The 14047-nt window shown below is 54.3% G+C and carries 14 protein-coding genes and 1 pseudogene; 11 read left to right on the top strand and 4 right to left on the bottom strand.

What is annotated here, in order from left to right:
- Positions 1–309: pseudogene (locus ISS20_RS18620) on the bottom strand (hypothetical protein); the annotation flags it as partial.
- A gap of 259 nt (positions 310–568) precedes the next feature.
- Positions 569–889, bottom strand: coding sequence for an H-NS histone family protein (locus ISS20_RS18615; protein WP_158605796.1), 321 nt, complete (start codon positions 887–889; stop codon positions 569–571).
- 444 nt (positions 890–1333) lie between these two features.
- On the opposite strand from ISS20_RS18615, the gene ISS20_RS18610 reads away from it, so the two are divergent.
- From ISS20_RS18610 to ISS20_RS18595, 4 genes are all read left to right on the top strand, one after another.
- The gene (locus ISS20_RS18610; protein WP_291438397.1) at positions 1334–2461 is read left to right on the top strand and encodes an AAA family ATPase; all 1128 of its coding nucleotides are present in this window, start codon (positions 1334–1336) and stop codon (positions 2459–2461) included.
- Positions 2461–3564, top strand: a complete 1104-nt coding sequence (locus tag ISS20_RS18605; protein WP_121944210.1) for a ParB N-terminal domain-containing protein — start codon at positions 2461–2463, stop codon at positions 3562–3564. Before ISS20_RS18610 ends, ISS20_RS18605 begins: the two co-directional genes overlap by 1 nt.
- Before the next feature lie 1396 nt (positions 3565–4960).
- A complete protein-coding gene (locus ISS20_RS18600; RefSeq protein ID WP_291438394.1) occupies positions 4961–5908 on the top strand; it encodes a hypothetical protein in 948 nt (315 codons plus the stop codon).
- A 235-nt stretch (positions 5909–6143) separates the two neighbouring features.
- Entirely contained in the window at positions 6144–6782 is a 639-nt protein-coding gene (locus ISS20_RS18595; RefSeq protein ID WP_291438392.1) for a DNA-binding protein, read from the top strand.
- 393 nt (positions 6783–7175) lie between these two features.
- Here the strand turns inward: ISS20_RS18595 and ISS20_RS18590 are convergent, their stop codons facing one another.
- A complete protein-coding gene (locus ISS20_RS18590) occupies positions 7176–7667 on the bottom strand; it encodes a DUF1870 family protein (RefSeq protein WP_158605795.1) in 492 nt (163 codons plus the stop codon).
- A 179-nt stretch (positions 7668–7846) separates the two neighbouring features.
- Here ISS20_RS18590 and ISS20_RS18585 point away from each other — a divergent pair, with 179 nt between their 5' ends.
- Entirely contained in the window at positions 7847–8293 is a 447-nt protein-coding gene (locus ISS20_RS18585) for a hypothetical protein (protein ID WP_121944206.1), read from the top strand.
- Here ISS20_RS18585 and ISS20_RS18580 read toward each other — a convergent pair.
- Complete coding sequence (locus ISS20_RS18580; protein WP_291438391.1) at positions 8283–8747, bottom strand: hypothetical protein; 465 nt, start codon at positions 8745–8747, stop codon at positions 8283–8285. The two genes, ISS20_RS18585 and ISS20_RS18580, sit on opposite strands and share 11 nt — an antisense overlap.
- 127 nt (positions 8748–8874) lie before the next feature.
- Between ISS20_RS18580 and ISS20_RS18575 the strand changes: the two genes are divergently transcribed.
- From ISS20_RS18575 to ISS20_RS18550, 6 genes are all read left to right on the top strand, one after another.
- On the top strand, positions 8875–9075 hold the full coding sequence (locus ISS20_RS18575; protein WP_291438390.1) for a hypothetical protein: 201 nt from the start codon (positions 8875–8877) through the stop codon (positions 9073–9075).
- A gap of 1 nt (position 9076) precedes the next feature.
- On the top strand, positions 9077–9739 hold the full coding sequence (locus tag ISS20_RS18570; RefSeq protein WP_158605794.1) for a phospholipase D family protein: 663 nt from the start codon (positions 9077–9079) through the stop codon (positions 9737–9739).
- 58 nt (positions 9740–9797) lie between these two features.
- Positions 9798–10085: an H-NS histone family protein gene (locus tag ISS20_RS18565; RefSeq protein WP_121944202.1), complete on the top strand. Its 288-nt coding sequence runs from the start codon at positions 9798–9800 to the stop codon at positions 10083–10085.
- Positions 10086–10305: 220 nt separating this feature from the next.
- Positions 10306–10740 carry a hypothetical protein gene (locus tag ISS20_RS18560; RefSeq protein ID WP_147455723.1) on the top strand — a complete coding sequence of 145 codons (435 nt, stop codon included), beginning with the start codon at positions 10306–10308 and terminating at the stop codon, positions 10738–10740.
- A 580-nt stretch (positions 10741–11320) separates the two neighbouring features.
- Positions 11321–12712 carry a transposase gene (locus ISS20_RS18555; protein WP_366828481.1) on the top strand — a complete coding sequence of 464 codons (1392 nt, stop codon included), beginning with the start codon at positions 11321–11323 and terminating at the stop codon, positions 12710–12712.
- Positions 12713–12765: 53 nt separating this feature from the next.
- Positions 12766–14047, top strand: a 1282-nt coding sequence (locus tag ISS20_RS18550) for an ATP-binding protein (RefSeq protein WP_291438389.1), incomplete at its 3' end; no start/stop codon positions are given.

Below are 14047 nucleotides of genomic sequence, written 5' to 3'. Positions count from 1 at the left end.
CAACTCAATGGTCAATGGACCAGGGCTTGCGATACCTTCGTCATCAATGGAAAGCTGATGCGCCAGCAGTCGCTTGATTTTTTCGTAGCGAGGGTGTGCTTTGGTGACCAAAACACGGTTCAAAGTCTCGCCTCCGTAGCGTGCAGATCGGCTTTTCCAACTGGTGACATTCTTGGCCGGAAAGCGAGTGGCAACGATCCTCGGGGAGCCACTCTCCAGCACGAACACCATGATGTAGCCGCCGTCCTGGGCCGAAGCGTCAGGTACCATGGCACCGACATGTTCTGGGCTCCCGTCAAACATCCACACACGTATCTCCTGTTCACAAACGTGTATTGAGAATATCAACCGGTCCTACCCAGACCACCCCTAAAAAGCGCGGATTTTCAAGACCTTTCGATTTTTCTGCTCAATCCAGGGGGCCCACGATGCATGTACAGCATCGTCAAGACTTGTCGTCACGCTCCCCCCTGCTTCACGCGTTCTTACCTTGAGCGACCTTTTTACGAGCCAAAAAAAAACGAGAACCATGAAAGGTTCTCGTCTTGAAATCACTACGGTAACAAGGCTAGGTGACCGCGTACTTTTCGATGTCCTCACCTCGCGCTAAAGCTTCTTTGATCCAACGCGGCCTTGGACCAACGCCGCCACCCCATGTCTGCCCCTTCTCGTTCCGATATCTAACGGGTCGCGCGCTTGCGCGCCTGGACGTGTTGCGTGGCACAACTTTCACATCTGGGAAGAGATCGGTGGGAGTTAGCTTGTACAGCTCAATAGTCTTGCGAACGTCCTGGATCACATCATCCAGCGCGGCCAATCGGAATTTTTCAATCTTTGCCTCGACCCTCTCTCGCTCTGCGAGGGCCTCAGCCAGTTCTTCGGATGTCATGACGCGTCCTGGTTGCATGCGTGCAATTCCTCCATTGGATTAGGCGCAATTAACTGCAATTCTATTGCACATTTAATTACATTTCCACAGCTAATTCATCAGCACCCTTTCTTGTCACCAGGGACCGACATCGCTGAAGAAAGGCACCCTTTTGGGCCACGAAGGGCTAAACGTCATGTTTTTGCTTACTTTTCGGCACCCTTTTGGGTTGGCGTGCTACCTAGAATGCCTGTACAGAAGGGCTGTCCTCATAGGGGGCTGATGCCTACGCGAGGCGATGACGGGAAACAAGTGTCTTGCCGAGTTCGCAACATGTAACCGACTAATTTTCGTTGGTGGCTTTTTTCTAGGATGTTGACCGTTCGCCCACCAACGACGATTCGCCTTGACATGACAACTTGCCCAACCACATAATTCGCCATCAATGTGATGTTACGCCCTACCATGAGCCCTCGTTCTACCTATTCGGACACTTCTGGTCTCCAATACCGCCTACGTGCTGCGTCGGCTCTGCTGGGCATCGCTGAGAACACAACCAAGTCATACATCGAGAACTCAGGCATCCATGTTCGCCGAGCAAACGAGGCTGACTCCAAAGCCGTCGCAGTGCGGCTCTTCGATCCAGACACCCTTTTTCAACTCGCTCAGTACCGTCGAGCCAAGGGCTTCGTCAAGACTCCCCAGAAGGGCCCTTACTTCATCGCTGTGGACATCGTTAAGGGTGGCACTGGGAAGACCACCACAGCTGTTGAGATTGCGTTGCACATGCAACTGGCTGGTCTTCGCGTTCTCGCGATAGATTTGGATGCGCAAGCCAACCTCACCCAGTACATGGGTTACGAGGCAGATCTGAACAAGGACGAAATCGAGCCAATGGGCCTGAGTCTCGATGCCGTTGTTGGGAAAACATTTGCCCACACCGTTTCTACTTATGTCGGTCGATCTGCACGAGAGTCGTTTGGTAGCCTGATAAAAATGCCTTTTGGCAAAAATGGGCCTCACCTGATTCCCGCTGATGCAAATCTAGGCGATATTGAATTTGCACTGAGTTCTTCCAAGGGCGCGCGAGAGTTAACCCTGAAAAAACTCTTTTCTGATTCTGCGCGAGGCTTGATTCCAGAGTTGAACGTTTCAGAATATGACGTTGTTGTGATGGATTGTCCACCCAATGTCACTATGACGAGCACTGCCGCGCTGGCTGCTGCAGATCTCGTGGTTGCACCGGTCCGCTTGGACGCTTTCGGTGTCAAGGGTCTAACCCGTTTGATCAATGAAATTGCGCTTCTCCGCGAATCTTACGGAGACGCGATTGTGGCGGATCAAGTCATTCTTGCCACCCATTTCGCCCCACAACTTTCTCGCATCCAGCGGATGCATCAAGCGCTTCAGGCTTATCAGAAAAATCTAGCGCCAGTCTCGATTTCGCTTTCTGAGGATTTACCAAAATCCCTTGAACACTATATTCCGCTGAGTTTGCAGAAGCCATTGAGTCAAGCAAGCCGAGAATACAAGGAATTCAATGATTTCCTACTTCGTCGGCTCATGAACATAGAAGAGCAGCGAGGCAAATAATGAGACGTGCGCCTTTTGCCCCGGTTCAAGATAACCAGGCCGAAACTTCGGTCAAGTCTGAAACGCGGCCCCCAGCATCAAAAAAGCCTGCACCGCCCCCGTTGATCCTTCCAGCGATCACCACACCAGGGGCCGGTGCTTTGGCACGGACGGTAGACGAGCCTGTTGAATCGCCTTCGCCCGTATCAAATCCGGTTGCCGAACAAGCAGACGAGCGAGGCCAGCATCAATCGCTGCCTTCATCAGCCGCAGCCCATGCCTACGAGGTTGTTTACATCAGTGCTCACGACATTGATCCGAATAGGTTCGCGCCACGCGAAATCTATGGCGATAACACCCTCCAAGAACGCGCTGATTCTCTTGAGGCGAATGGCCAGCGAGATCCCATTCATGTAATTCCCAACCCTGCGAAGCCGGGTCGTTTCATCATTGGGGATGGCTGGACTCGGGTTCAGGCCGTCCGAATGAGGGACATTCTCAATCTTCAATTGAAGGCAATCATCCACACGGACAAGTCCGAGGAAGACATTGCCTGGATGGGCTACGCCCAAAACGAAGAACGCGAAGCCCACACCGATTTCGACCGTGCAAAGTTCTACCAAAAGTGGCGAGATCAAGGCTGGACTTGGGAGCAAATTTCCAAGAAAACTGGCATTCCCGTGGGAAGTCTTTCCCAATATGGAAACTACAGCAAACTTGATGTGGATATTCTCCACTATGCCAAACGCCATCCCGAAAAGGTGTCGGTGAATGTTGTCAACCAACTGTGGCGTCTCGTGTCCGCTAAAAAGAGCGCTGAGGCAGCGATATCGTTGTGCAAGACGTTCGTTGATAACGATGAGTCATTCCGTTGGCTCAAGGAACGTGTTGACTCGTTGACGATGGAACAACGGCCTGACCGGAAGAGCAGTCCCGTGAAGTTCCAGCGCCGGTACGAGCATGGGCACTTCAAACAACGGTCGGATGGAAAGATCGAAATCGTGGGCATGATTCCTCCAGATAAATTGGAGCAATTCAACGAAACGATGGACAAGCTGCTGCGCCCTTACTTCGGCTCTGAGGAGCCAAGTAACATCAACACACCCACGGACAATCAGCAGTGACCATCACTCAGGCCACTCAAAACAAAGGACGCTCAGCGTCCTTTGTTGCTTTTTGGGGTTCCGAAATTGGGACTTCATTCAATACGCAGAGACTGCCACTTCCTTTCTGTACGTACAGACCTAACGGGATAAATGAGTACCAGCCGTTGCCTCATAAGAAGCTGAGTGATTCCCCAACAAATCCAGCACTCGGTTCTATAGGTACAGAACTAAGCGAAGACCCGCACAACGGAGTAGCCTGCTCATCCTCTCTTCTGTACGTACAGAAGATGCTCTGCGCGCCAGCTTCAGCCGCCGATCTTGACTACATTCAAGCACCCTTCGCCTCGCCCAGCGGCATCGCAATCCACTTCTGTACGTACAGAACACCAACCACCCACGAGTACAGACCCTCTGAAATCATGGGCGAAATCAGCGGGCCCTTCTTGCGAGCCCTTCATTTCATCATCTCTTCCAGACCAACACCAAGGTGTGTCGATGGCAGCACTTCTGTACGTACAGAAGCTGAGCGACTAGGAGCCAGGATAACAAGGGGCTTGCCAGGCTGCGCCAATTCAAATTGCCAACAGAGTTCCGCCAAGAAGACCGTGCAGCCAGCCCTCGTCTTGACAGCCCCTCGTTTACTGGGGCTCGCGTCAAACGCCTCGCTATGGACACGGGCAGACGTAATTTGTAAATCGAGTCTTCAGATCACAACCTTTCCCACAGGCATCTGCGCTTGTAGCATTTCGCAATGGTCTGTCGAATGGCGATCCATGCGCACCCCGGAGAACGCAGTGTTGGCAAGCACAACAGAGCTGGCAACTGCGATTCGTACTGCCAGTGCTACAGACCTTTCGGCACCTCTGTACGTACAGAACAGCCACAGACCCACCAAAGCATCTGTACATACAGAACGGCATTCCAAGCCCGTGGACTGGTCTCTAGCGTCCGTGTCGTCACCTCTGTACGTACAGATCATGCGCCGGCACTCCCAAGGCTCTGTACGTACAGAACGACCTGGCAGTCTCAATACCAATGCCCACTGGCAAGGCAACTTGCACTCCACAGTGGGCATCGTTATTTCAGACACTCACCGAGCCCGGTTTCCGCTCCAACGGATTCATCGGCTCACACGCAGCAAGACCCGGATAGCAAAGCAGAACCCCGCCATGAGCGGGGTTCTGTGCATCTGGGGTACTTGGAATTGGAGATTGAAGATGACCTAAGACCGGCCAATAAAAAACCCCGGTAGCTCCAACTACCGGGGTTCTCAGCATCGTGATGGTGATGCTCGAAGCTGCTACTCGTTCCAACAACCGACGCCAATCGGTTTAAGCACAGCCAACTCAGGTACGAATAGTAGTTTTTCCATGCCTCGCCGTCAAGGAGATCGTGTCCTTACGTGGAGACTGCGATGGATAAACTCGCGCCTACAGAAATCCGATACCCATACGCCATTGTTCGGGCGTGCTCGGAGTTACCTTACCTTTCACCATTCGTGGCAATGCCGGATGGTTTTCTCCGGGTTGTTTTGAAGATTGTTCAAAAAATCAATCTTCGAAATCCTTTTTCAGAAATTTTTGCTTCACGCAAAACGCTTGCGGATGAGGCGGGTAAATCGTTGGATACGGTCCACCGGTCAATCCAATGGCTTGAGCAGAACAACCTCATCGAAAGGGAGCGGAAGGCTCGTGCAGGACTCCGTGGATCACGGTCACCCCTGGTGCCGACCAAATCGCTCCTGTTGGCGTTGGGCCTGGTGGATGAACGTGGGGTTCCTGTCGAAACCAAAAAGGCCGCAAAAGCAGCCCCGGCAGGAGTGGACGATGGTCAACTCACATCGAGTTCTTCAAACGGTCCAGAACTAACACCAAGCACAACAACCTCTGCCAGGGAGGAGGGTGGCTACACGCGCATTGGAGCTGTTTGCCTGCCTACAGATCTCATATGGCTCTGCAGTAAGGGCCTATCGCCGTTTGCTGTTCTAGGCCTGATGAAGCGGGCAAGGACTGCTTCACAGCGACTATCGGACGTGGTGCATGCCGCCAAAAAGTACCTTGATAACCTGAAGGCAAACCAGCTCTACGCCTACCTTCAAACCCTCTTAACCAGCGGTCGGGACTTCTCAGCACCATATCGAGAGGAAGTGAAAAAAGATGAGGAAAAACGCGAAAAGTCCTATCTTTTGGAAAAAGCTGAGATTTATGAAGGCCGTAGATTTACTTCTCGAAAGACAGGCAAGGTCTACCAGGTCGAATCCGGCGTGATCCGCGAAACGGTAAACGGTCAATCACGGGTGACACCGTTCAACAGGGCCTTCCTTGAGGCGCTGGAGGCCGGGAAACTGGTGCAACACAACTAGGAAGCTACACAGGGGTCATGTCGCAGTTCAGCGGCTTCTAGATCAGTAAATAAACAATCTATAGAAATACATGCTACGCATCCTGTGGATAACCTCCCTTGCGGGATAGGGCCTGCACATTCAAGTCTTGCTAACAGAAACTGGACTCTGGGCGGAATGGGTAGATCCGCAACTTCAGGAGGCCAAGGAGATCCCCGTGTTGATAGGCCTACACTTGGCAAACACAGGAGCCAAAATGTCGAACGAACGCATGGACTACGAAAGCAGAAGGGCCTTGGTCTTCCAGGCAGCGACAGAGATTGCTGAAACTGGCCAAGTACCCAGCTTGGAAGCCGTCAAACTGAAGGTAGGCGGTGGAAGCTACACGACACTCACCAGAGCGCTTCGTGAGTGGCGCAAAGAAAAGGACCGTCAACAAACGGCAGTGGAAGCTCCGCCAGAAATCGTCTCTGATTTAGCGCAGCGTCTAGCAGGTGACCTGTGGAAGGCAGCAACCGCTGAAGCACAGATGGGCCTAGCAGCAGCTCGTGAAGCCTTGAACCTGGAGAACAAGCGGCTTCAGGAGGAAATGACAGAGGTATTGCGCAGTGCGGATTTAATGGCTACCCAGATGACTGAGATTCAGAGTCGTGCTGAAGAGCTTCAAGCCAAGTTGGAAGAGGCATCTCGCGGCCGATCAGATGCTGAAACGCAACTCCAGGTCCAGACGACCAAGGTAGTGAACCTTGAGGAACGAGTCAGTGAATTACGGAAGGAATTGGCTGACGCAAAGAGTGCTTCAACACCCTCCAGTCTGCATGATGAGATTCAAAGTCTACGCTCCCAGCTCTCAACCCTCACCGAGCAGAATGCAAAGATCCTGGCCAAGGAGTAACTCAGAGACCTCACTCTGAACTGATGCTGAAATGACTCTAGCGGGAAGTGATCCTATGCTGCGACTGAAGTGCTACAAGAGGATGGGTTTTTACGGTGGGCATTTACAGGTGACTCTGGGCTGCGACTGGAGTGCCAGTTCAGTTTGAACCCTTCTGAGACTGTAGTTTGTAGGCCTACACTACTACATACACTACACACCAAGCTTGGCCCCATGGATTGTGGGATGGGTGTAGATAAATAGTGCGCCACACCAGGCGTTATGTATGGATGCCCCGCGCAATTGCCCTTGTTGGAAGCAAAGTGGGGAAGTGGGTTTCTGTGCCTCCAGAAACAACAAAACCCCTGTCGGGGTTCTGTGTGTGAGGGATATGGAAATTTGGCCGTGCCGGCGTCAACCAGTTACCGCCCGAGGGGAAGAGACAAAGCCCAGGTATTCTGAGAGAAGTTCAGCTGTAGCCGGTCGGCCGCAAGCCCAGGCTGTGAAGCCCACCAGGTCAAAGGGATAGAGCTTGAACCTTGAGGGGTATTCAGTCGCCAGCGAAGCATTGAGCGACTGAGTGACCCGAAAGCCCTCTGGCTCGTGGTCATCGATTGCCATCCAGTCGTCCATGGTTTGGAACCAGAACTCATCGAATCGGGCATTGGGACTTGACTCAATCATCTGGCGATACATGACCAGCTGCTTGTTGCGGTACTCAAATATCGCGTTGAACCTGTCCATCACCATCGAGGGCGCGGGCGAACGGCCGGATTCGATGTTGTTCCAATGATCGAGGGTCATGTTCGGGAACAGTGATGCGGCCTCATTTGGACTGAGGAACAGGGTGTTCCGCAGCACCTGCAGGTAGACACAGCCTGGCTCAATTCGTTGGTTCATGCTCATGCAAACCTCCATAAATTCGGGTGCTTTCAGCACTCGCAGGGTTGGGACTGGATACCGCTCATGCGGAATTCGAGCGGTCGCCATTTGAAAAACACGGCTTTCGCTCGCTTTTCGATTTTCCGGGGCCAAAAACCTGACAGATGAAAGTGCTTTCTGGACACTGCGGGTCAAGGTACCCCATGACCAGAACCATTAACTTTTCATCCATCAACGAAGCTGTAAATCAGGGCTTTGTCGTTGCAGCTCGTAAGGAGTACCAGTCGTACAAAGGGTGCTCCATTTACGGTCACGACAACAGCCAGCGTGGGTTCATTGGTGCCTCCTATGGTTTGAGGGTGGAGATCCCGGAGGACTTCACTTCCAACTTTCTGGGAGTTCGGTCTGACAAGATCTTTGGTCACACAGTCAGCGCCAATGTCCAAGCGCAATGGGGTTCGGTAGGGAAGGGCCAATCCATCCTTGTCTTTGAGCCCCACGTATTTCAAGAGGCGCTGATTTCGGCCCGCGCCTGGACCGACGCATGGTTCCACGCGCACCCCGAAGCGCAAGCCTTGTTCAACGAGTCAATCAATGCTGCCCGCCGTGTGCGCCAGCAAAGCGCTTCGGCCCAGCGCGTCACTGGTTGAAGACCTGGAAATCAGCTTCGTTGTTGAAACCACGCAAAAAATGGTAGCCATCACGCGTCTCGAAGTAGCGGAACAGCATGCCGGTTTTCCACTGGTCAGGCCGTTGCGGGACGTATTGAGAAAGCACGAGCTTCTCTTCGTCGGAGCCCACTTCCTTGTACCGGATGTGGAACAAATCCTTGTTGTTTTCCAGGATCTCCAGAGCCCCGAGAACCAGGCTGGCCCCTCTGATGGTGGTGCTCTTCGTAGCCAGACCAACAGTGTCCTTCGCAGTGGCCACCTCTGCAGGGGCCTTACCGATGTGAGTGCTCACAATGCGCCCTTCAGCGATCAGTGTGAAACCTCCCGAGGAGCGTTTCAGACTTTCAATCTGAGTAGCCTTCTCTTGCGAGACCGTGGCGCAACCAGTCAGGCCGATAGCAATGGCAACGAGAGCAGCTTTCGCAATTTTCAACATCTTCCCTCCTTCAAAACTGTGAACGTGTTGATGGAGGAAATCCTACCCGAATTGATCGCGAATTGCAATTGAATTGCAATTCAAATGCAATTATTTGAGCAATTGAACCAACAAGGAGAGTTACATGTCTTTGATTAGAAGTGCGCTGGTGTTCGCAGCTATGAGCTTTAGCATCGCAGTGGTGATGGAGACCGCATCTGGTTCCGAGGGGGCGGTCGAGCGGGTGCTCGGACAGGTGCATTCCTCGATGGACCGTGGTGCACATGTCGTGGTTGGCTTATTGAAGCAGGTTGAACCTGCCCTGGTGAATGTTGCATCGAAATAAATTGGCCATCTCATTCGCTTCGATCATGCGAACGGCAGTGGTTTTGGCTGTCACGGTGTTAGGCACTTCTGCGTTTGCCCGTGATTCAGGGTTAGGCGAAAAGGCTTTGCAGCTGGCCGCCTCAGCAGGGGAGGGCGTCAAGGCAGTTCGGGAGGCCTTCACCAACTCCGCAACTCCAGTCCAGGCACAAGGGCAGATTGAGGTCGCCTTTTCACCGAATCTGGGTGCTGAAGAGCTGGTGATCCGGGTGACTGACAGCGCGAAGAAGGATCTGCGCGTCATGGCCTATGCATTCACCAGCTCAAAAATCACGTCAGCCCTGATTCGTGCCGCTAAGCGAGGTGTAAACGTCTACCTTCTTGCAGACGAAAAGCAGAATCTCGGGGCAGGGGCTGGGCCCAAGGGCAGGGCTGCGCTCTCAGCCTTGAGCTTGGCCGGGGTTCATGTCCGAGTGGTTGATGCTTACCCCATCTTTCACGACAAGGTTCAAATTAGCGATGGTCGAGTATTGCAGACCGGCAGTTTTAACTACAGTGATGCTGCGGCTAAAAGGAATTCAGAAAACGTGATTGTTCATTGGGACAACCCAGAATTGGCTTCGGCATATGCAGAGCACTTTGCTCGAAACTGGAAGTTGTCAAAAGCTTTCAATCCATCCTTCTGAACTATTGCAATTGAATTGCAATCCTCTACAATTCAAACGTCAATATTTAGGTTGAACAATGACCACTTACCAAGATCTTCTCAAGCAGCGTGATGCACTCGATGCGCAGATCGCTGAGGTACGTAAAGGCGAATTGGCCAATGCGGTTTCGCAAGCTCGGCAGCTCGTTCAAGAGTTCGGCCTGACGGCTCAAGACATCTTCGGCGGGACACGCCAATCCAAGGTCAAGGGCACAACCGTTGCTGCCAAATACCGCGACCCATCTACGGGTGCAACCTGGAGCGGCCGGGGCAAGCCCCCACTCTGGATTGCTGGAAAGGATCGCGCGCAGTTCGCGATTGCTTGACCTGATCAACCTATGACCAGACGCGGCTCAAATGAGCCGCGTTTTGTTTTTGGGGCCTCTGATCACTCCTGATTAGATCCATCGCGCAATTGCTTGAACTTCCGAGAACGGATTTTCGTAATGTCATCGATTTGCTTGCTTTTCAAGGGGTAAATCGAAAGCCGTGCTTTTGATAATTCTCCTGACAACTTCGAAAGAAGTAATTCTCAGGAGGATTGCCTTGAAAGACTTCATCCCTGCTTCTCACCCGGCATCGCTGGAACACCCCAGCACTTGGACGCTCAGTGCGCGTCACTATGTCGGCGAACGTCACCCGCTGATCTCTCTCATCTACCTCGGCCTGGCACTGGGTTCGTTTTTGATGGGTGCTCATCTGCACATGGGCACGCAGGTGGGAGTTGATTCATACCCGGCAATGCTCTGCCTGAGTTTGCTGATGGGTGCAGGGGCCTCTGTGGTGACCTACCTTGAAGCACGCCCCCTCTTTGCGCCTGCGCCCACCGAGTACCTGCGTCTTCTTGACGGACAAAGGCTGCATCCCAAGGCGCAGGGGATAGTGGAAAGCCGCAAGTCAACAAACTCGCTTTTGCGGGGTATAGATCTGTGGTTGGTGCTTGTGATCCAGCTTCGATGGTCGCGGATTGCCTGTGTTTGACTCACCAGAGCCCCCCGAAATGAGTCCTCAAACGAACACACGCCTGAATGTGAGCCATACCCCGTCCATGTTCGAGCTGGGCGGGCTGCTGGTGGATATCGGGGGGGCCTTCGACGGCCCATGGTCCCCAGACGAACCCGATGATCTCGGTGCGCTGATGCTGAACGAGCATCTTGACCCTGAAGCTCTCCGAAGTGAGTGTGCCGAGTTGGTACGGCGTAACCCTGGCCACTACCTTCGCCTCTTTGGCTCTCTGTGCTTCACCGTTGTCCATGAGCTTGGGGAACTGGAGTGCGGGTCTGATGAAGGATGCGAGCTATGACAGAAGTCCTCTTCGAGGTTCAAGGCAAACCGGTGAAGCCCGGAGATACCCTTTGGGTTCATCCTTCACGCGAGCCCCGCGCCGGCACCCGTGTGAGGGCATTCCGCCCAGCAGTGAGGGGCGAAGCTCTCATGCGTACAGACGATGGCGCCTTGCCCGTTGTGTCCATCGAATGCCTGTCGTGGAGTCCCTGGGCATTGAACCTGGTCGCGGAGGCTCGGAGATCTGCAGGCTCAGGAGAACGGAATCGGCAGGCCGATGCTGTGTGGGCCGACGCCATTGCCTGGGCTGTTGCGAATCCCGAGGATGCTGCACGGATCGCCGCATCCCTCGCCTCGGAACGGGCTGATGGGCTTTGATGACTCGCGATCAATCGCGCCGCTGCGGTTGCATCTGGCCGACGCCCCTCTCCTGAGCCCCCATTACAAGGTCCATAGCTTTTCCGAGGATGAGGGGACACTGCGGGTTGGCATGGAGTGCCAAGTAGCACTTGGTGCGTGTCCTCACTGTGGGGTAAAGGGGGCGAAATCATGGGGCCGCAGAGATCAGGTGATAGCTGACCTGCCACGTCGCGGCCGAGCAGTGCAGTTGACCATCACCTTCAAGCGATATCGCTGTTCGTCGCCGAGTTGCCGCAAGACCTTTTCCCAAGCCTTGCCAGCCGTTGCTGACCACCGGGCCATGACCCAGCGCTTATGCCGGTGGGTGTGCGAACAGGCGCTGGACAGAACCTATGTGTCCATCGCTGCCGAGGCTAGGATCGATGAGAAGACGGTGCGTTCTGTGTTCGCGGACCACCTCGCAAAGATGCAGCAACAGGTTCGCACGCTCGCTGCCCCCTGCTTGGCAATCGTTCCGATAACCGCCCTCAATGGCGAACGGTACGTGATCCTGAACACCACGCACGGGATGTTGATCGATGTCTTGGAGCATCGGCAGGAAGTCGGCCTCACGCAAACCCTCAAGACGCTGAAGGGCAGTGAGAAAGTGGGAAGCGTCAGCATCGGATTTGATCCGATCGCACTCGCGGCACTCCAGGCTACTCTGCCTCAGGCCATTCCCTTCATTGATCCTCGGGAGGTACAGGGCGTGCTGATGCAAGGCCTGTTGAAGGCCCGTGCTGTGGTGAGATCGGCCATGACACCTTACTCGTGCCGGAAGATGTCAGGCGACGTGGAACTGCTGGAAGCCTCGGAATGGAGTCTCACTGATGACCAGCGGCTGCGCTTGGAAGGCTGGTTCCAGCAATCTCCAGCCCTCAGAAAGGCCTACGACTTCAAAAGGGCTGTAATGGCCCTGTACGAACCTGCACGGCGGTGCGCAGAGCCCCACCTGGCGGTGAAGGCTATTGAAGTTGCTTGGAGCACTCTAGGGCCCGATATGGCCCATCATTTCAGCGCCTTCCAGCGGTTGTGGGCTCAGTGGGGGCGGTATATCGCCAACGCCTTTGGTCCCATCGAGGGATTGCGGTTTGCCTGGGATGTGGCCACGGTCTGCGAGCTTCAGCAGATAGTGGAGCGAAGCGGACGCGGCAACTCTATCCAAGCGGTCCGTGCGAAGATGCTTTTTCCGCCCAGCGTGCCAGTCTTCTCAATGTCCGTCCCTGGGGTCAGTCTCACCCGCTTGAGAAGGCCACTGAGCCTCAAGTAGATCCCGTCTCAGTGGTTAAACTGAAATCGGAGAACTAACGAGACGGGGGATGCATGGCGTTGATGCAGGAACTATTGGCTTGGACAAAGGGGCTCCAAGCCTGGCAGAGTGACGCCTTGGCGCGCTTGCTGGCAAAGAAAGAGCTTTCGCCCGCTGATCAAGATGACCTTTATGCCCTTCTCAAGGTGGCACATGGCATACCTGATCCAGAGAAACGGGAGCCTTTGCCGCTTGCCGAAGACCAGATTCCGGCGCCGATCCAAGCTGAGACCGAAATCGAGTTGCTGGTCATCAAGAATTTGCGCAACGTCAACGCCATCGCTGAAAACCAGCAATTGGAAGTTGGAGCCAAGGGCTTGACGGTCATCTATGGCTCCAACGGAAGTGGAAAGTCTGGGTACTCGCGGGTCCTCAAGCGTGCCTGCAGGGCTCGCGACCAGTCAGAACAAATCCTCCCCAACGCCAATGTGGCTGGGGCCAAAATGGGTAACGCTCAGGCAACCTTCACCGTATGCGTGAATGGCCAGGTTGATGAATATCTATGGCAGCAAGGCAGGGAGGCGCCCAAGGAGCTGTCGGCCCTGTCGATTTTTGACACTCGGTGTGCGCGTGCCTACCTGGACAGCGAGGACGATTTCGCCTACGTGCCATATGGGCTCGATGTGCTGGATAGCCTGGCCAAGCTGTACCAGCAACTCAAGATCCGCCTTGAAGCCGAACAGCGTGAACATGCTGTAGATCTTCAGGTGTTCGCTCACCTCAAGGGAGAAACGGCAGTCGGAAGGTTGATTGATACCCTCTCAGCAAAGACCGATCCCGAAGCGGTGGAGGGCCTGGCCAACATCACCGGTGAGGAGCTTCTGCGAAAGCAGACATTGGAGGACAGCCTCAAAGAGAACAACCCGAAGGAAAAGGCAGTCGCCCTGGGCATCAAGGCGAAGAGGCTTGATGCCTTGGCGACCCGTGCCGAGGTGCTGTCTGACGCCTTGGGGCTCGTAGCGATTGCGAAACTCAAAGGCCTTGTGGATGAGTGCAGAGATGCGCAGGCCGCAGCAGCCGTTGCCGCGAACGCTTTCAAAGAAGGTGAGCGGCTGCTACCTGGCACAGGAGGTCAGGCCTGGAGAGAGCTTTTTGATGCGGCCAAAAGGTTCGCTCTTGAATCCCATCCTGGTTGCGAATTTCCTGACCTTGGGGAGGATGCAGCGTGTCCCTTGTGTCAGCAGCCATTGGATGCCGGCGCCCAGCGGCTGCAGCGCTTCGAGGCTTTCATCCAAGCGGATGTAGAGCGCACAGCACAGGAGCGCAAAGAGGCCTTGGCCGTGGTTCTCGATCCCT

Origin of the sequence: Acidovorax sp. (assembly GCF_016783915.1) — a bacterium.
Classification (GTDB): Bacteria; Pseudomonadota; Gammaproteobacteria; order Burkholderiales; family Burkholderiaceae_C; genus Acidovorax.
Note: the sequence above shows the minus strand (reverse complement) of the source record. Positions and strands in the feature narration are given on the sequence as shown.